General features: G+C 56.5%; 21 protein-coding genes. 13 read left to right on the plus strand and 8 right to left on the minus strand.

Annotation, left to right across the window (positions count from 1 at the left end; genetic code table 11):
• Window positions 1-64: 64 nt before the first annotated feature.
• Entirely contained in the window at window positions 65-1,606 is a 1,542-nt protein-coding gene (gene murJ, locus BSK21_RS11315) for a murein biosynthesis integral membrane protein MurJ (RefSeq protein ID WP_067550659.1), read from the plus strand.
• Here the strand turns inward: murJ and BSK21_RS11320 are convergent.
• The gene (locus BSK21_RS11320; RefSeq protein ID WP_067550660.1) at window positions 1,603-2,328 is read right to left on the minus strand and encodes a rhomboid family intramembrane serine protease; all 726 of its coding nucleotides are present in this window, start codon (window positions 2,326-2,328) and stop codon (window positions 1,603-1,605) included. The genes murJ and BSK21_RS11320 overlap by 4 nt on opposite strands.
• A gap of 103 nt (window positions 2,329-2,431) precedes the next feature.
• Here BSK21_RS11320 and trpS point away from each other — a divergent pair, with 103 nt between their 5' ends.
• From trpS to BSK21_RS11375, 11 genes are all read left to right on the plus strand, one after another.
• Entirely contained in the window at window positions 2,432-3,457 is a 1,026-nt protein-coding gene (gene trpS / locus BSK21_RS11325; protein ID WP_067550661.1) for a tryptophan--tRNA ligase, read from the plus strand.
• Between the two features lie 249 nt (window positions 3,458-3,706).
• The gene (locus BSK21_RS11330) at window positions 3,707-4,162 is read left to right on the plus strand and encodes a universal stress protein (protein ID WP_067550662.1); all 456 of its coding nucleotides are present in this window, start codon (window positions 3,707-3,709) and stop codon (window positions 4,160-4,162) included.
• A gap of 348 nt (window positions 4,163-4,510) precedes the next feature.
• Window positions 4,511-4,852, plus strand: a complete 342-nt coding sequence (locus tag BSK21_RS11335; RefSeq protein ID WP_067550663.1) for a hypothetical protein — start codon at window positions 4,511-4,513, stop codon at window positions 4,850-4,852.
• 126 nt (window positions 4,853-4,978) lie between these two features.
• Window positions 4,979-5,539, plus strand: coding sequence for a NifU family protein (locus tag BSK21_RS11340; protein ID WP_067550664.1), 561 nt, complete (start codon window positions 4,979-4,981; stop codon window positions 5,537-5,539).
• Entirely contained in the window at window positions 5,532-6,128 is a 597-nt protein-coding gene (gene tsaB, locus BSK21_RS11345) for a tRNA (adenosine(37)-N6)-threonylcarbamoyltransferase complex dimerization subunit type 1 TsaB (RefSeq protein WP_067550878.1), read from the plus strand. The genes BSK21_RS11340 and tsaB overlap by 8 nt, the downstream gene beginning before the upstream one ends.
• Entirely contained in the window at window positions 6,125-6,544 is a 420-nt protein-coding gene (gene rimI / locus BSK21_RS11350; RefSeq protein WP_067550665.1) for a ribosomal protein S18-alanine N-acetyltransferase, read from the plus strand. Before tsaB ends, rimI begins: the two co-directional genes overlap by 4 nt.
• 151 nt (window positions 6,545-6,695) lie before the next feature.
• Window positions 6,696-7,691 carry a BMP family protein gene (locus BSK21_RS11355; protein ID WP_067550666.1) on the plus strand — a complete coding sequence of 332 codons (996 nt, stop codon included), beginning with the start codon at window positions 6,696-6,698 and terminating at the stop codon, window positions 7,689-7,691.
• Window positions 7,692-7,766: 75 nt separating this feature from the next.
• Window positions 7,767-9,305, plus strand: a complete 1,539-nt coding sequence (locus tag BSK21_RS11360) for an ABC transporter ATP-binding protein (RefSeq protein WP_067550667.1) — start codon at window positions 7,767-7,769, stop codon at window positions 9,303-9,305.
• Window positions 9,305-10,399, plus strand: a complete 1,095-nt coding sequence (locus BSK21_RS11365; protein ID WP_067550668.1) for an ABC transporter permease — start codon at window positions 9,305-9,307, stop codon at window positions 10,397-10,399. Before BSK21_RS11360 ends, BSK21_RS11365 begins: the two co-directional genes overlap by 1 nt.
• The gene (locus BSK21_RS11370) at window positions 10,399-11,385 is read left to right on the plus strand and encodes an ABC transporter permease (RefSeq protein ID WP_067550669.1); all 987 of its coding nucleotides are present in this window, start codon (window positions 10,399-10,401) and stop codon (window positions 11,383-11,385) included. The genes BSK21_RS11365 and BSK21_RS11370 overlap by 1 nt, the downstream gene beginning before the upstream one ends.
• The gene (locus BSK21_RS11375; protein WP_067550670.1) at window positions 11,369-12,169 is read left to right on the plus strand and encodes a purine-nucleoside phosphorylase; all 801 of its coding nucleotides are present in this window, start codon (window positions 11,369-11,371) and stop codon (window positions 12,167-12,169) included. The genes BSK21_RS11370 and BSK21_RS11375 overlap by 17 nt, the downstream gene beginning before the upstream one ends.
• A 58-nt stretch (window positions 12,170-12,227) precedes the next feature.
• Here the strand turns inward: BSK21_RS11375 and BSK21_RS11380 are convergent, their stop codons facing one another.
• Window positions 12,228-13,073, minus strand: a complete 846-nt coding sequence (locus BSK21_RS11380; protein WP_067550671.1) for a DUF1989 domain-containing protein — start codon at window positions 13,071-13,073, stop codon at window positions 12,228-12,230.
• A gap of 117 nt (window positions 13,074-13,190) precedes the next feature.
• On the opposite strand from BSK21_RS11380, the gene BSK21_RS11385 reads away from it, so the two are divergent.
• A complete protein-coding gene (locus tag BSK21_RS11385; RefSeq protein ID WP_067550672.1) occupies window positions 13,191-13,544 on the plus strand; it encodes a DUF6455 family protein in 354 nt (117 codons plus the stop codon).
• A gap of 53 nt (window positions 13,545-13,597) precedes the next feature.
• Here the strand turns inward: BSK21_RS11385 and BSK21_RS15920 are convergent, their stop codons facing one another.
• From BSK21_RS15920 to sdhA, 6 genes are all read right to left on the minus strand, one after another.
• Complete coding sequence (locus tag BSK21_RS15920) at window positions 13,598-13,762, minus strand: hypothetical protein (RefSeq protein ID WP_156529590.1); 165 nt, start codon at window positions 13,760-13,762, stop codon at window positions 13,598-13,600.
• 166 nt (window positions 13,763-13,928) lie between these two features.
• Complete coding sequence (locus BSK21_RS11390; RefSeq protein WP_067550673.1) at window positions 13,929-14,708, minus strand: succinate dehydrogenase iron-sulfur subunit; 780 nt, start codon at window positions 14,706-14,708, stop codon at window positions 13,929-13,931.
• 24 nt (window positions 14,709-14,732) lie between these two features.
• Window positions 14,733-15,083, minus strand: coding sequence for a hypothetical protein (locus BSK21_RS11395; RefSeq protein ID WP_067550674.1), 351 nt, complete (start codon window positions 15,081-15,083; stop codon window positions 14,733-14,735).
• Between the two features lie 17 nt (window positions 15,084-15,100).
• Window positions 15,101-15,379: a hypothetical protein gene (locus BSK21_RS11400; RefSeq protein WP_156529591.1), complete on the minus strand. Its 279-nt coding sequence runs from the start codon at window positions 15,377-15,379 to the stop codon at window positions 15,101-15,103.
• A complete protein-coding gene (locus tag BSK21_RS11405; protein WP_067550675.1) occupies window positions 15,364-15,738 on the minus strand; it encodes a hypothetical protein in 375 nt (124 codons plus the stop codon). Before BSK21_RS11405 ends, BSK21_RS11400 begins: the two co-directional genes overlap by 16 nt.
• On the minus strand, window positions 15,738-17,543 hold the full coding sequence (sdhA, locus tag BSK21_RS11410) for a succinate dehydrogenase flavoprotein subunit (RefSeq protein ID WP_067550676.1): 1,806 nt from the start codon (window positions 17,541-17,543) through the stop codon (window positions 15,738-15,740). The genes BSK21_RS11405 and sdhA overlap by 1 nt, the downstream gene beginning before the upstream one ends.
• Window position 17,544: the final 1 nt, after the last annotated feature.

Raw genomic sequence — 17,544 nt, forward strand, 5'->3', positions numbered from 1 at the left:
TTGGCCTGACATTCCAATCGGCATTCATGCTAGAAGGCGGGGAATTTTACTTTTGGACTTCTAAATGAAACCCATTCGCCTTGTTTCCGGCTTTCTGACGGTTGGACTGTGGACCCTGCTCTCTCGTGTTTTGGGGTTCGCGCGGGATATCATGATCGCGGCCTATCTGGGCACGGGCCCCGTGGCAGAGGCGTTTCTGATCGCGTTTTCGCTGCCAAACGTGTTCCGTCGGTTCTTTGCCGAAGGGGCGTTCAACATGGCCTTTGTGCCGATGTTTTCCAAAAAGGTTGAAGGCGACGAAGACGCGGCGAAGTTTGCCAATGACGCGTTTACAGGTCTGGCGAGCGTTCTGATCGTCTTTACCGTGGTTGCGATGGTCGCGATGCCGTGGCTCGTGCTGGCGATGGCCTCTGGGTTTCAAGGGGACGAGCGGTTTGACCTCGCGGTTTTATACGGTCGGATCGCGTTCCCCTATATCCTGTTCATCTCCCTCGCCGCACTGTTGTCGGGTGTTCTTAACTCTATCGGTCGGTTCACGGCCGCTGCTGCCGCACCTGTGTTCCTGAACATCTTTTTCGTCAGTGCGATGATCCTCGCAACAATCATGGGGTGGCCGATTGGGGATACATTGGCGTGGACCGTTCCCTTTGCTGGGATCGGGCAAATGGCACTGGTTTGGGTTGCTGCGAAAAAGGCGGGCTTCACGCTGACTTTCAGCCGCCCCAAAATGACGCCAGACCTAAAGCGTCTCGCGATTATCGCGGCCCCTGCCGCACTGGCGGGCGGGGTGGTGCAGATCAACCTGCTGGTCGGTCGTCAGGTGGCGAGCTTTTATGACGGCGCTGTAGCGTGGTTGTCTTATGCGGACCGTCTGTATCAGCTGCCCTTGGGCGTTGTCGGCATCGCGATTGGCGTTGTTCTTTTGCCCGACCTGTCACGTCGTTTGCGCGCTGGTGACACTGAAGGCGGACGTGATGCGTTCAACCGTGCGTGTGAAATGTCTCTGGCCCTGACGATCCCTGCGGCGGTCGCTTTGATGGTGATCCCGATCCCGCTGGTTCAAGTGCTCTATCAACGCGGTGCATTTGGTACAGATGATACGATGGCAACAGCAATCGCGGTTGCGGTCTATGGCCTCGGCCTACCTGGGTTTGTAATGCAAAAAGCCTTGCAACCATTGTTCTTTGCCCGCGAAGACACCCGCCGTCCGTTTTATATCGCGCTTGTGTCCCTGATCGTGAATGCCACGGTCGCGATTGGCCTGATGCCGTACATCGGCTTTATTGCTGCCGCCATCGGTACCACCTTGTCTGGCTGGGCGACTGTCGTTTTCCTCTGGGTGAAATCCCGCAGCATGGGCGAAGCCGCCACCTTTGATGACCGTTTCAAGAGCCGTTTTTGGCGGATTTGCGCAGCATCTGTAATGATGGGCGTTGTGCTTTGGTTCGCAGCCGTGGTGCTAACGCCTGCTCTCGGCCTGCCACTCTGGCGCTATCTCGCACTTTTGGTGCTAGTTACCATCGGCATGGCCGCCTATTTCATCAGCGGCCAAATGATAGGCGCATTCAAACTATCAGAGTTCAAACGTGCGATGAAACGCGGTTAATCGCTGCGCTGGCGGATGCGGTTGACGAAGGCAGCCCATCCGCCCGGACCAACGAGCGGCGACAGCAAAAGCCCCGCAAAGAATCCAGCCATATCGGCGACGCCCACGTAAAACACCATCGGCGTGGCATCCCCACCCATGCCCAACACTGCAAAGATCTTGAGCATCAGGCCCCACATGACCTGAATGATCAAAAGCACACCGATCATCGAAAATGCACGCCAACGATTTTGCCCCGTTTGGCCGAGCCGCATCCACATCATGTAGGAAAATGCACCGATCAGGCCGTAGATCGGAGGGTAAGCGCCATAGAGCGGCCAGTTTTCAGGGGCCACCGCACCAAACACCATCGCGGCCACGATACTGGGGACGACGAACACAGACAGCATCGACGCCCAGTGCCAGCGTTCACCGACAAATTTACCCAAGGCCAAAACGATCGCCATCGCGAAAAACGCGTGGGTGAAGCCTGAATGGATGAAGGGATAGGTCACGTAGCGCCAGAGGAACTCAGGCACGAATAGCCCACGCGTAAACATCTCGTGCTGAACGGCAGGGAAGAAGCCGAAATCTGTGACTGTATCCGCGCGCCAGCCGATCCCAGCCGCCCCCGCTAAGACCCCCGACCCTGCCAATTGCATCAGGATTTCCACGCCAGCGATCAACAACGCCAGCACTGCAGCGGTGTTCGGAATGTCGTTCAACAGGCTTTCGCGTTCCATATCTCTGTCTTCCTTGCCTCTATCTGCCCGCTTCGCATTGACGGGACTTGCCCCCCTCGGTAAGCCTTCGCCGACTTTTAATCCAGCCCCGGAAGGTTTGACGATGACCGATACCAAATTCACACCACGTGTGTTCTCTGGCATCAAACCCTCGGGCGGGTTGACCCTTGGCAACTATCTCGGCGCGATCAAGCGGTTTGTGGATATGCAGGGCGGCCAGTTCGAGACGATCTATTGCGTGGTGGACCTCCACGCGATCACCGTCTGGCAAGACCCCAAAGAATTGGCAAATGCGACACGTGAAGTGGCTGCTGGCTACCTCGCCTCTGGTATCGATCCTGAACAGTCGATCCTCTTTAATCAGGCGCAGGTATCTGGCCATGCCGAGCTCGGTTGGATTTTCAATTGTGTGGCCCGCGTCGGTTGGATGAACCGCATGACCCAGTTCAAGGACAAAGCAGGTTCGGGCAAAGACGCGGAAAAAGCATCGCTTGGCCTCTATGCCTATCCGTCGTTGATGGCGGCTGACATCCTGCTCTATCACGCGACCCACGTTCCAGTGGGCGAGGACCAGAAACAGCACGTCGAACTGACCCGTGACATCGCGAAAAAGTTTAACCACGACTTCAAGGTGGATTTCTTCCCCGAAACCACGCCCGTCATCGAAGGCCCCGCCATGCGCGTCATGAACCTACGCGATGGGTCGAAAAAGATGTCCAAGTCGGGCGAGAGCGATATGGAACGCATCAACATGACCGATGATGCCGACACCATCGCAAAGAAGTTCAAGAAAGCCAAAAGCGATGCCGAAGCCCTGCCAGAAACCGTCGAAGGTCTGGCTGAGCGTCCAGAGGCGAGGAACTTGGTTAATATCTACGCTGCACTGAACGATCAAACCAACGAACAAGTGATTGCAGAGTTCGGTGGCGAAGGTTGGGGCAAATTCAAACCCGCCCTCGCAGATTTGGCTGTTGAAAAGCTCGCGCCGTTTTCGACCGAGATGAAACGTCTGATGGACGATCCCGCAGAGATCGATCGCATTTTGACCCGTGGCGCTGACCGCGCACGCGAAATCGCGCAGCCGATCCTGAAACAGACCTACGATATCGTCGGTCTTTTGCGCGGGTAACAACCCACAGCTGGTGTCGCTACGGCGACACCAACGTTGACCCAACGTCACATTATTGAATCGAACTCACCCCATCCTGGGTTCAACCGTGCGTCATTTGTCCTGGCCGCATGGTGTCAGCCGACACGTCCCAGTCGGTAAAGTTGCGCGCGTCCGGTTCTCCCCAGCCGGACGCGCCTTTCTTTCGATCAGCGATAGTCGTTGCCTCGCCCCAGCCATTGCGTCAATATCCCGCCAAAGGGGGATCCGATGCGTAAGTTTCTTGTGGTTTTGGACGATAGCCGTGAATGCTTGAACGCGATGCGCTTTGCCGCGATGCGTGCCTCTCATACAGGTGCTGGGGTTGCGATCCTGTCGATCATCGCACCCGAAGAATTCAATCACTGGATCGGTGTGGGAGAGATTATGCGCGAAGAAGCGCGTGAACGGATTGTCGCCCATTTCGAGGTCTTTGCGAAATGGATGCGCGACAAACAGGGCGTTGATCCCGAATTGATCATCCGCGAAGGCGAAGCAGTGACCGAAATCCTGTCCGTGATCGAAGAGGACCAGTCCATCGGCGTTCTCGTCCTCGGTGCGGGGAACGACAAAAAGGGACCGGGACCATTGGTGACGCAGCTTTCGCGTCAATCTGGGAGCTTGCCGATTCCGATCACCGTCGTGCCCGGTGATTTGAGCAAAGAAAAGCTCGAAGCGATCACTTGAACGCAGGGGCAAAACCCAAAATCAAATGTGAGAAGCCCGCGTGATGAACGCGGGTTTTTTTATTTTCTCATTTTGACGGCTGGCGCCTGTGATCGGACAGAGGGCTGAATTGCAGAGGTCACCATATCAAAATGCACCAAAGTCCCCCTTTTGCGACATCAATGCACACCCACCTCTGCAACGTTCAACGGACGTCGCACCCAACGTGGAATTCAATGCTTTCCGTCGCTCACCCGCCCTCATTTTAATGTGACTTATCAAAGGCTTTTCAACTTCAGCGCAAATGCACAGTTTCCAATTCACAAACGGCCAGCACGGTGTTGGCCAATAATAAAACTGGAGACTGAAATGCTGAAACAAACAACTCTTGCTGCCCTCGCGCTGACTGCAACTTTTGCTGCGGCAACCTCTGCTTCTGCGGCTGACGCTTACTTTGGCGTGCAGAACGCGGTGAAAGACAGCGGTGACCTCACGATTGGCTACGTGAATTCCCCTGCAGATGGTGTCATCGAAGTCTATGACTTCGACGGCAGCGTCAAAGGGCGCCTGCTCGGCACCGAGACAGTCAAAGCCGGCGGCAACATCAACACCGAGGTCGACGTTACGAACTACCCCGCGTCCAAACTGATCGCAGTCCTGAAAGTCGGCGGCCAAGAGCTCGCGACCAAGACGCTTTATGTGAACAACTAAGTTAGACCAGTGTCTCTCTTGCGGGGTCGCCTAAGGGTGGCCCCGAAAACATTTAGAACCATTCTAAACCTTGACTTCGATGCCCTGAGGGCAGATATGTAAGTCCGACAGAAAAGGTTGGCTTCCATGTTTATCCAGACCGAATCCACGCCGAACCCGGCGACACTGAAATTCCTGCCTGGTCAGGCCGTTCTCGAAGTTGGCACCGCTGATTTCCCGACCGCTGACGCGGCTGCACAATCCCCGCTTGCTTCCCGTATTTTCGGAATCGACGGTGTGAGCGGTGTGTTCTTTGGCACCGACTTTGTAACCGTGACCAAATCCGATAGCGTTGAATGGGACCACATCAAGCCAGCGATCCTTGGCGCGATTATGGAACACTTCCAGTCGGGCGCTGCCGTGATGAGCGGCGAAGGCTCTGGCGGTCACGCGGACAACCACAGCGAAGAAGACACCGATATCGTCAACCAGATCAAAGAACTGCTCGACACTCGTGTGCGTCCTGCGGTGGCTCAAGACGGCGGCGACATCACGTTCCATGGCTTTGATCGCGGCATCGTTTACTTGCACATGCAGGGTGCATGCGCAGGCTGCCCGTCTTCGACCCTGACCCTGAAAATGGGCATCGAAAACTTGCTGCGCCATTACATCCCCGAAGTGCTCGAGGTGCGCCCCGTTGCTGCCTAAGTCACCGACGATACTGGCATTTGATACATCGGCGGCGCATTGCGCCGCCGCTTTGTTACAGGGTGGCACGATCACCACTCGCATCGACGAAATGGCCAAAGGTCAGGCAGAGCATTTGATGCCGATGCTGACCGAGGTGCTGTCGAACGCAGGGCTATCATGGTCCGATCTGGATGCGATCGGCGTTGGCACTGGACCTGGAAATTTCACAGGTATTCGGATTTCCGTCTCAGCGGCGCGTGGTCTGGCCCTCGGCCTGTCGATTCCCGCAATTGGAGTGAATGGGTTTGAAGCGCTGACGCATGGCTTGCCCCTCCCCATTGCCGCACTGATCGACGCCCCGAGAGGGAGCGCATACCTCCAGCATTTCACCGTTGATGGACCGCAAGCACCCAAAATGATCGTCGTTGCGGATCATCAAATCGACGGGCCTCTCGCGCCCACACTGAGTGCTGCCGATCACGCTGCGAATATTGCCCGCGTCGCGGCAGAGCGTTTGAGTCAGCAGCAACCGCGTCCTGCGCCGCTCTATGTGCGGGCAGCGGATGCCGCGCCGCCACGCGACCCCGCACCGGTTATCTTAACGTGAACGCCGACGCGCTCGCCCAAATTCACGCGGAGTGTTTTTCGACGCCACGACCGTGGTCTGCGGATGAACTGCGCGGAATGATGGACGACAAGTTCACGACATGTATCACGTCAGAGAACGGATTTGCCGTAATCCGCATCGTTCTGGACGAGGCAGAACTTTTGACGATCTGCGTAGCGCCCTCTGCGCGCGGCACAGGTGAAGGGCGCAGACTGCTGGAACTCGCGCTCCACACGGCAAAAGAGCGAGGGGCAGAAAACATGTTTCTTGAGGTTGCAGCGAATAACGCAACAGCCATCGGGCTTTACCGCTCTGTCGGTTTCGTCGATTCGGGATTTCGTAAAGATTACTACAGAACACCCGACGGTGCGCGGATTGACGCGCTTTTGCTCCAATTACCGCTCTCACAACGCTAATTTATTGATCATCTGATCAAAGTGACACCAAGTGACGTGAGAATCCGGTTGACCCCCAGAGAGTTAATAGCCCTAATTCCAAAAGACACGAGAGATGTCCGCCCACGCGGGCCGCTGCGGCTCCGGGGCAAAACCAGTTGGGAGATACTAAATGACCCTCGTCACAAAATTCCTCGGCGCATCTGCTGCCCTTGCTCTGTCCGCAGGCGCTGCGCTGGCTGATCCGGCAATCATTTTTGACCTTGGCGGCAAATTCGACAAATCCTTCAACGAAGCAGCATTCGGCGGCGCAACCCGCTGGGCCGAAGAAACCGGCGGTAGCTTTGCTGAATTCGAAATCACCTCGGACGCACAGCGTGAACAGGCGATCCGTCGCTTTGCTGAAGACGGGAACAACCCGATTGTTATGGCTGGCTTCTCTTGGGCAACCCCGCTGGCAGCTGTTGCACCTGAATACCCTGACCTGAAGTTCTCGATCATCGACATGGTTGTTGATGCACCGAACGTTCAGTCGGTTGTGTTTAACGAACACGAAGGTTCCTACCTCGTTGGTATGCTGGCTGCGATGGCATCCGAAGATGGCACCGTTGGCTTTATCGGCGGCATGGACATCCCGCTGATCCGCAAATTCGCATGTGGCTACGCTCAAGGTGCACTTGCTGTGAACCCTGACGCGACCGTCATCGCGAACATGACTGGCACCACCCCTGCCGCATGGAACGATCCGGTAAAAGGTTCGGAACTCACCCTCGCTCAGATTAGCCAAGGTGCTGACGTGATTTACGCTGCTGCTGGCGGCACTGGCGTTGGCGTTCTGCAAACCGCAGCTGACCAAGGCGTCTATTCGATCGGCGTCGACTCCAACCAGAACTACATGCACCCGGGTTCCGTTCTGACCTCGATGATGAAACGCGTTGATAACGCTGTTTACGATGCGTTCACCGCTGGTGCGGACCTCGAAGCAGGCTTTAACGTGATGGGTCTGTCGAACGGTGGCGTTGGTTACGCGCTCGACGAATACAACGCAGAACTGATCACCGATGAAATGAAAGCAGCGGTCGAAGCGGCTTCTGCTCAGATCGCATCGGGCGAACTGGTCGTTCACGACTACATGTCGGACGAAACCTGCCCGGTTCTCGACTTCTAAGTCGAACGATCCACGCATATTGGGCCGCGCCGTTATTATCCGGCGCGGCTTTTCTATCTGCCCGAGGGACAGAGAATGACCGCACCTGCACCTGCCATCGAACTCGTCGGAATTTCCAAGGCCTTTGGGCCAGTTCAGGCAAACAAAGACATTTCCATTCGCGTTATGCCTGGAACGATCCATGGGATCATTGGGGAAAATGGCGCAGGCAAATCCACGCTCATGTCGATCCTTTACGGGTTCTACAAGGCCGATGCGGGCGAGGTGTTCATCAACGGGCAAAAGACCGAAATCCCTGATAGTCAGGCAGCGATTGCTGCTGGGATTGGGATGGTGTTCCAGCACTTTAAACTGGTTGAGAATTTCACCGTCCTCGAAAACGTCATCTTGGGCGTTGAGGACGGATTTTTGCTGCGCCCGTCTCTGACCAAAGCGCGCAAAGAGCTAAAGCAACTGTCCGAAGAATATGAACTCCACGTAGACCCAGATGCCGTGATCGAAGAGATCGGCGTCGGGATGCAGCAACGTGTTGAGATCCTCAAGGCGCTCTACCGTCAGGCCGATATCCTGATCCTCGATGAACCGACGGGCGTTCTGACCCCTGCTGAGGCGGACCAGCTATTCCGCATCCTTGGTCGTCTTCGTGAAGAAGGCAAAACGATCATACTGATTACCCATAAGCTACGGGAAATCATGGAGATTACAGACACGGTATCGGTCATGCGGCGCGGTGAAATGACAGCAACCGTCAAAACCGCAGAAACCGATCCCGCCCAACTGGCTGAGCTGATGGTAGGCCGTAAGGTTCTGCTTCAGGTCGATAAGGTTCCTGCAAAACCGGGTGACGTGATCCTCGATGTGCAGAACCTGAACGTCACCGATGCGCAGGGCGTTCATCGTGTCAAAAACGTATCCTTCAATATCCGCGCGGGCGAAATCCTCGGCATCGCGGGCGTTGCGGGGAACGGTCAGTCTGAACTTCTCGAAGTACTGGGTGGCTATGAAAAGGGCACGGGCACCATCATAGTGAACGGCCAACCGATTGACCTAACGGGTAAATACTCCGACGGACAAAGTCGCCGCAAACGGGGCATCGCTCACGTGCCAGAGGACCGTCAGCGCGAAGGTTTGGTGATGAACTTCTCTGCGTGGGAAAACACGGCATTCGGCTATCACAGCGACCCGCGCTACCAGAAAAACGCCCTGTTTATGGATCACGCTGCGATCAAGGCCGATACCGCCGAAAAGATGAAACGTTTCGACGTGCGGCCGCCGAACCCGCTGTTGGCCGCCAAGAACTTCTCTGGTGGCAACCAGCAAAAGATCGTTGTGGCGCGTGAGATCGAACGCAATCCAGATGTGCTGCTGATCGGTCAGCCGACCCGTGGCGTCGACATCGGCGCAATCGAATTCATTCACAAACAAATCGTGGCCCTGCGCGACCAAGGCAAAGCGATCCTCCTCGTGTCAGTCGAGCTAGACGAGATCATGTCGCTCTCTGATCGGATTGCCGTGATGTTTGACGGGCGGATCATGGGCGAACGCCTGCCGCAAGATACCAATGTTCAGGAACTCGGCCTGTTAATGGCTGGTGTTCAAGGGGATGCCGCCTGATGCAAAAGATGCCGAACTGGGCCGATGTGGTCCTTGTCCCTGTATTGTCGCTGGTCTTGGCCGCGATCATCTCTGCCATCGTGATTTTGGCGATCGGGCACAACCCGATTGATGCGCTCGGCATCATGGTCAAAGGCGCGCTGGGCAATAGTGCGAACGTGTCCTACACGCTCTACTACGCGACAAACTTTATCTTCACGGGCCTTGCTGTTGCAGTGGCCTATCATGCCCGAATGTTCAACATCGGCGGCGAGGGTCAGGCGTATATTGGCGGCCTTGGTGCAGCGCTCGCTTGCCTCTACATCTCGTGGCCGCATTGGACGCTCGCGCTGATTGGCGGCGGTGTTGCTGCGGCGGTCTTTGGTGCGGCGTGGGCAGCAATTCCTGCCTACCTTCAAGCAAAACGCGGCAGCCACATCGTGATCACCACGATCATGTTTAACTACATGGCCTACCCGCTGCTGAACTTTCTCTTGAATGGCCCGATCAAGGCAGGTGGAATGGAACCTGCGACTCCGTCATTTGCGGAGACAATGCACCTCCCTAACCTCTCAGCCATCCTAGGCGCAGTTGGCATCAGTTTCTCGGACCGCGGCCCTGCGAACTTTGCCCTGATCATCGCGCTTTTGGCCTGCGTGTTTGTCTGGGCGCTGATTTGGAAAACCAAGCTCGGCTACGAAACCCGCGCCTTTGGCGAAAGCGAAAGCGCGGCGAAATATGCAGGCATAAAACCAACGAAGATCATCATGATAGCAATGCTGATCTCTGGAGGTTTGGCAGGCATGATGGCCATCAACAACGTTATGGGCGAGGCGGAACGTCTGGTTCTCAACGCTGTTGAGGGCGCAGGGTTTATCGGCATCGCTGTGGCGCTGATGGGCCGCAACCACCCCGTCGGCATCCTGATTGCAGCGATCCTATTCGGCATCCTCTATCAAGGCGGCGCAGAACTCTCTGCCGAACTGCGCATCCCACGGGAGATGGTAACTGTGATCCAAGCACTGGTCATCCTATTTACAGGCGCGCTCGACAACATGGTGCGCATGCCAATCGAAAAACTCTTCGTGGCGTTTGGCCGTAAGGGGGCAAACTGATGGATCTTCTCGCGTTTTTCGACATTGCAGTTTTGGACGGCACTGTGCGCCTTGGCGTGCCGTTGCTGCTGGCATGCCTTGCAGGTCTTTTTTCTGAGCGGGCTGGCATTTTCGACATCGGCCTCGAAGGCAAGATGCTAATCTCAGCCTTCCTCGCGGCTGGCGTATCCTTTACCACGGGCAGCGTTTGGCTCGGGTTGATTGCTGGGATCATGGCCTCGGTGGTCTTGTCGCTCTTGCATGGGCTCGCCTCGATCACGTTCCGTGGGAACCAGCTGATTTCTGGCGTTGCGATCAACTTCTTCGCCTCAGGTATTACCGTCGTTGCCGCCCAAGCATGGTTCGGCGAAGGTGGTCGCACGCCGTCGCTATCGGGTGCTGCCCGTTTTGAGTCGATCCAATTCCCAGGCGCATTGACCCGCATCCGCGACATCGCCAAAGCGGACCTACCAATGAAGGTCTATTCCGAACTTCTGTCGGGTCACACGATCATTGTTTACCTCTGCATCCTGATCGTTCCCCTCGTTTGGTGGACCCTCTACCGCACCCGTTTCGGCCTGCGCCTTCGCGCTGTTGGCGAAAACCCAGGCGCAGTGGATACAGCTGGTATATCGGTCTACCGCATGCGCTATTCGGCTGTGATCATCTGTGGCGTGCTCTGCGGCCTTGCAGGTGCTTACCTGTCTACTGGGCTTCAAGCGGGCTTTGTCCGTGAAATGACTGCGGGTCGTGGCTATATCGCCCTCGCCGCGCTGATCTTTGCGAAATGGCGTCCGTGGCAGGCACTGGGGGCAACAATGCTCTTTGGCTACCTGCAGGCCCTCGCTATTCGCCCAGACATCCTTGAGCGGGCCATTGGTATCCGCGTCCAAACCCAAGTCCTCGACGCCCTGCCCTACGTCCTGACCGTTATCGTGCTTGCTGGTTTCGTCGGCAAAGCCATCCCGCCACGCGCGGGCGGAGAAGCCTATGTCAAAGAACGCTAAACTACTAAAAATCATCCGCGACCACGCAGGCGAAGAACCCGTTAAACTGGGCCTGATCCTCGGCTCTGGCCTCGGCCACCTTGCGGGCGCAGTCGAAGGCGTGGCCATCCCCTACTCCGAACTTCCGGGGTTCCCTCACGCGGGCGTGTCGGGCCACAACCCGAACCTCGTGATCGGAACGCTCGAAGGGGTGCGCGTTGCGGTCTTTGGTGGTCGGGCGCACTATTACGAACGCGGCAAACCCGATGAAATGCGCATCCCGCTAGAGGTCCTCTGCGAACTTGGCGCTGATACGGTCATTGCGACCAACGCCGCAGGATCGCTGCGCCCCGATATGCCAACGGGCTCGATCATGGCGCTGACAGATCATATCAATTTCTCGGGCCTCAACCCGCTGATCGGTGAACCCTCAGACAAACGCTTTGTCCCGATGATGGACGCCTACGAGCCTGAGTTGCGTGAAAAGCTCCTCTTTGCGGCCGCCTACGAAGAGGTCAGCCTGCATCAGGGCATCTACGCGTGGTATTCTGGCCCTTCGTTCGAAACGCCCGCCGAAATCCGTGCAATCCGAACGCTGGGCGCAGATGCTGTTGGCATGTCCACCGTGCCCGAGGTGATCCTCGCGCGGTTCCTAGGCCTTCGCGCCGCTGCCATCTCGACCATCACGAATATGGCCGCAGGTATGAGCGACGAGGCTATCAGCCACGAACATACCAAGGCGATGGCCCCCTTAGGCGCTGCGAAACTGGAAAAGGTCCTGCGCCGTTTCTTGCGCGACCTCTGATCCTGCCTTTGTGCAAAAAATATCTCGGGGGTGTGGGGGCAGAGCCCCCACATAACGATTAACGACCGTGGGTCCGATCATAAGAATTGACCTGTGGCGGCACCCACCCCTCCAGCGCCCCATCGGCTGGCGTCAAAACCTGCATTGAGAGCGGATAACAGGCCGCAGTATCGGACGAATGTTCCGATCCACAATCGCCACCCGGACAGGCACTCAGCACCGCTAAGAGATCAACCTCGGCAAAGAGATCGAGGTGGTCACCTTTGCGCACGGGGCTGGCCTTCATGAAATACTGGCCCGTATCGCGGGTGAAACCCGTGCACATGAACACGTTCAACACATCGTGCACGCGGGGTTCGGCTTCGGTCAGGCTCACGCCTTGATCGTCTGCTAAGGCGCGCGTCAGGTTTGAATGGCAGCAATAGTGGTAGTGATCCCCGCCCAAGGCACGGCCAGTATAAGGATCGCACCGTGTGCCGATCACATCATGCACACGCCCACCAAATTCATCCGCGCCATACCACGCGAGGCTATCTTCAACGACGGTCGCCATGGGGCGCAGATAGGGGAAACAGGACCAAAGCTGGTCGCCTTCGGTCACATGCGTGCCGTGAAGTGCACGCGTTTTCCCTGAATAGAACCGCTCCTCCAAGTTCTTCGCGTTGAATAAGTTCAAATCGCCCACCTGAGGTCCCTCGGGGCAGCCGATCCGCAGGAACGATCCAGCCGGCACGCGGATCGTTGCCGCATCGCGGGGCGGAACGATGACCAAAGGCCCTTCAACAGCCGTGTCGAGCGCTGTGCGATAGAGATCCATCTGTGGGCGCGGCAGAGTTTCGGTTGGGTAACAGATTACCGGAGCGATAGCGCGCCGTTTTTCTGCATCTTCAGGGATATTTGACACGTTTTGAACCTATCTGAGTGATCGACGCTCAATATCCCGCCCAATTTGATCCCAATCAAGTTTATTTCCCCACTTTGGAATCAAATGACCGCAGTTCCCAATTTGGAGTGCCTCCCAATGTCTTTCGTTTCTCAAGTTATCGACCGCGTCCGTGAACATGCCCGCATCGATGCAGAAGTTGACAATTTGGACGTCAATGACCTGAACGGCCTTGGCCTTACCCGCGGTGAAATGCGCAATATCGCTCATATGCCCCAAGAACAAATCGACCGTATGGAAAAGATGGCTGGGGTCTTTGATGTGAAGGTCGACAGCCTGCGCGCCTCTGGTGAACAGGTCGAAGTGGTGCGTCGCTGCGCCTGTTGCGGCGAGAATGGCGCCTGCAAATCCGCTCTGGCCAATGGAGCATCAGCCGAAGAGATGACGTTCTGCCCGAACGCGAGCACCTATCGGGCGCACCGCAATGGCTAAAATAATAAAGCCCCGGATCATCCGGGGCTTTTTAGTATAAAGTCATGGCAGGATCATGCATCGTAATAAGCGAACATTTGATCCAATACGGGTAAATTCCGCACAGCTTTGATCTTCTTAGGTCTTTCGTAAGTATAATATCCAATCCACTGCTCCATCGCGTCAGTCGACAGAACGATTTTTGCAGCAGCCTCTGGATTTCGAATGGCGATGTTCATCACAGGCTCCAATCACTCGATACTCCGCCCTTACAACATCATATCACTATACGAACGAATATTAACCTATCTTTTTGCATATGCAGCATGATTTCGCTGCATGGCAGAAACGCAAAAGGCCCTGCGCGTAGCAGGGCCTTCATCTTTAGCGTGCATTCTCTGACAACTAGCCTTGGCGTTCGACCAACATCTTCTTGATGCTCGCAATTGCCTTCGCAGGGTTCAGACCCTTCGGACAGGTTTTCGCGCAGTTCATGATGGTGTGGCAGCGGTAGAGTTTGAACGGATCTTCCAACTCGTCCAGACGCTCGCCAGTTGCCTCATCGCGGCTGTCGATGATCCAGCGGTATGCGTGGAGCAGCGCAGCAGGTCCGAGGTATTTATCGGAGTTCCACCAGTAGCTCGGGCACGAGGTCGAGCAGGAGGCGCACATAACGCATTCATACAGACCGTCGAGTTTCTTGCGATCCTCGATCGACTGACGCCATTCTTTTGCCGGACGATTGGTCTTGGTTTCAAGCCACGGCATAATCGACGCGTGCTGTGCGTAGAAGTGGGTCAGGTCAGGAATAAGGTCCTTCACCACTGGCATGTGCGGCAGCGGGTTGATCTTAACGTCGCCCTTAATCTCATCCAGACCGTAGATACAGGCCAGCGTATTGATCCCGTCGATGTTCATCGCACAAGAGCCACAGATACCTTCGCGGCACGAACGGCGGAACGTCAGGGTCGGGTCAATCTTGTTTTTAATGTAGATCAAGCCGTCCAGAACCATCGGACCACAATCGTCCATATCGACGAAATAGGTATCGATGCGCGGGTTTTTCCCGTCGTCAGGGTTCCAGCGGTAAATCTGGAACGACCGGAGGTTCGTTGCACCTTCGGGCTTGGGCCAGGTTTTGCCGACAGTCAGGCGGCTGTTCTTGGGAAGCGTAAGTTGAACCATGGGTTTAGGCTCCTGCGATTAAGGTCATGCCCCTGCGCCGCCCGTCAGTGCGCGAGACGCACAAGCGGTCGTAGAGGAACGGCTGAGAATATTTGACACCATGTAATTGGTGTCTGCGGTAGGTCCGGTTACGGCCGCTGCGGCAAGAGCCGTCAGTTCTACATCAGTAGAGTTTTCAATGATGCAGGTGGTCATAGCCGTGGCGATGGATTCGGGGATCGTGTGACCTCCGGGCAGTTCGGTGTTCATCACGATGGGAACCACTACTGCGCGAGCGGCGTCAGATTTTGCCTCTGCCGTCATCTCTGCCATGTTGTCAGTGGTGCATGCTGCCAATGCGGCAACGATAGTCCCAAGTGCGATAATCCGTTTCATGCCTGTCATCCTTTTCATTAACGCAGGTCCGGCTGTCGGATCGGGTCCTGTCCGGTGAGGTCAACGACACAGCGTTCGTAGACCAGCATTGGATCGGCACCACGTAGGTAATCGGACGAAACCCCGATTGACCCACCAACATAGCCCCCTGTGGACGAGTTTACGCCAAGCGTCAGGTGTCCGGTAGGACCTTGCGCCATACGCGCCCGCTCTTCGCATCTTTCCGCCGCCTTCTCAGGCGACATCGGGCCACAAGCAGACAAGGCCAGAAGGCAGAGGATCAACGCAGCACGCAATATCCTACCCCCCCTTGCATCGTCGCCCCACCCGGCAAACAGGTGCTGGATGACGCGACAGACAAAGTCGACTCTTGCGGTGCATCGACGATCCAGACCGCTTCGGGGGCAGCCCCGACAGTCCCGCCAACACGCGCAACACACTGGTTAAACGCACCCTCTAGGATACCTCGCGAAATCGAGCGGCCAAACAGGGCACCAGCGCCAGACGCCGAATAATTCGGACGGTTCAGGGCCGCGTCATATTGCGCTTGGCATTCTGCAACAGAAGTCGCAGGCGTCATCGACAGGACCTGCTCGCCACATCCAGCGAGCAAGGAACCTGCAACAACAGCCAATGCAATAAACGCGAACCGCATTAGAACGTCCGTGCTTTCGGCGCGATCTTCTTGAGGCTGATACCGCCTTCCGCTTCGGTGGTGAGCGGATCGACAACAACCGGACGATATGTCAGGTCCACCTTGTTCCCATCAACGCGGGAAATGGTGTGAACACGCCAGTTTTCGTCGTCACGGGTCGGGAAGTCCTCGTGTGCGTGCGCACCGCGAGATTCCTTACGTGCCTCAGCGCCGTGGATGGTAGCCAGAGCGTTCGGCATAAGGTTTGCCAACTCGAGCGTTTCCATCAGGTCAGAGTTCCAGACCAAGCTGCGGTCGGTGACCGACAGGTCATCCATTTTCGCAGCAATGGCGGTCATCTTCTCGACGCCCTCTTTCATGGTTTCAGCGGTACGGAACACAGCTGCATCCGACTGCATGGTTTTCTGCATCTCAAGACGCAGTTCTGCAGTTGCCATGTTGCCCTTCGCGTGACGCAGACCGTCAAAGCGATCGAACGCTTTGTCGATGGACGCTTGGTTCAGGGTCGGGTTCGCGCTGTCTGGGTTCACAACCTTACCAGCGCGGATCGCAGCCGCACGACCAAACACAACGAGGTCGATCAGAGAGTTCGAACCCAGACGGTTTGCACCGTGAACCGAGGCACACCCAGCTTCACCAACAGCCATCAGGCCCGGAACAACAGCGTTCGGGTCTTTCGCGGTCGGGTTCAGCACTTCGCCCCAGTAGTTGGTCGGAATACCGCCCATGTTGTAGTGAACCGTAGGCAGAACCGGGATCGGCTCTTTGGTCACGTCAACACCAGCAAAGATTTTCGCGGACTCGGAAATACCCGGCAGACGTTCTGCCAGAGCAGCCGCAGGAAGGTGGTTGAGGTGCAGGTGGATGTGATCGCCATCCTTACCTACGCCACGGCCTTCGCGGATTTCCATAGTCATCGAACGGGATACGTAGTCACGCGGTGCGAGGTCTTTGTACTGGGGCGCATAACGCTCCATGAAACGCTCGCCTTCGGAGTTGGTCAGATAACCGCCTTCGCCACGTGCACCTTCGGTGATCAGACAGCCAGAGCCATAGATACCGGTCGGGTGGAACTGAACGAATTCCATATCCTGCAGAGCCAGACCAGCGCGAGCCACCATGCCACCGCCGTCACCCGTGCAGGTGTGCGCCGAGGTCGCCGAGAAGTATGCGCGGCCGTAACCACCAGTCGCCAGAACGACCATCTTTGCGTTGAAGACGTGGAACGTACCGTCGTCGAGTTTCCAGCACACAACGCCAGTGCACTGACCGTCTTCGGACATGATGAGGTCGATTGCAAAGTATTCGATGTAGAACTCTGCGTTGTTCTTCAGCGATTGGCCGTAGAGCGTGTGCAGGATCGCGTGACCGGTGCGGTCAGCCGCAGCACATGTACGCTGAACGGGTGGGCCGTCACCGAATTCAGTGGTGTGACCACCGAACGGACGCTGGTAGATTTTGCCTTCTTCGGTCCGCGAGAACGGAACGCCGTAGTGCTCTAGCTCGTAAACCGCTTTGGGGGCTTCGCGTGCGAGGTATTCCATCGCGTCGGTATCACCGAGCCAGTCAGAGCCCTTAACAGTGTCAAACATGTGCCACTGCCAGCTGTCTGGACCCATGTTGCCCAGCGATGCCGCAATACCGCCCTGTGCCGCAACCGTGTGCGAACGGGTCGGGAAAACCTTAGAGATACACGCAGTGCGCAGACCTTGTTCGGCCATGCCGAGGGTCGCGCGGAGGCCAGCGCCGCCAGCGCCGACAACTACCACGTCGTATTCGTGAACTTCGTATTCGTATGATGCCATC

The sequence above is a fragment of the Marivivens sp. JLT3646 genome, from assembly GCF_001908835.1.
GTDB classification, from domain to species: Bacteria; Pseudomonadota; Alphaproteobacteria; order Rhodobacterales; family Rhodobacteraceae; genus Marivivens; species Marivivens geojensis.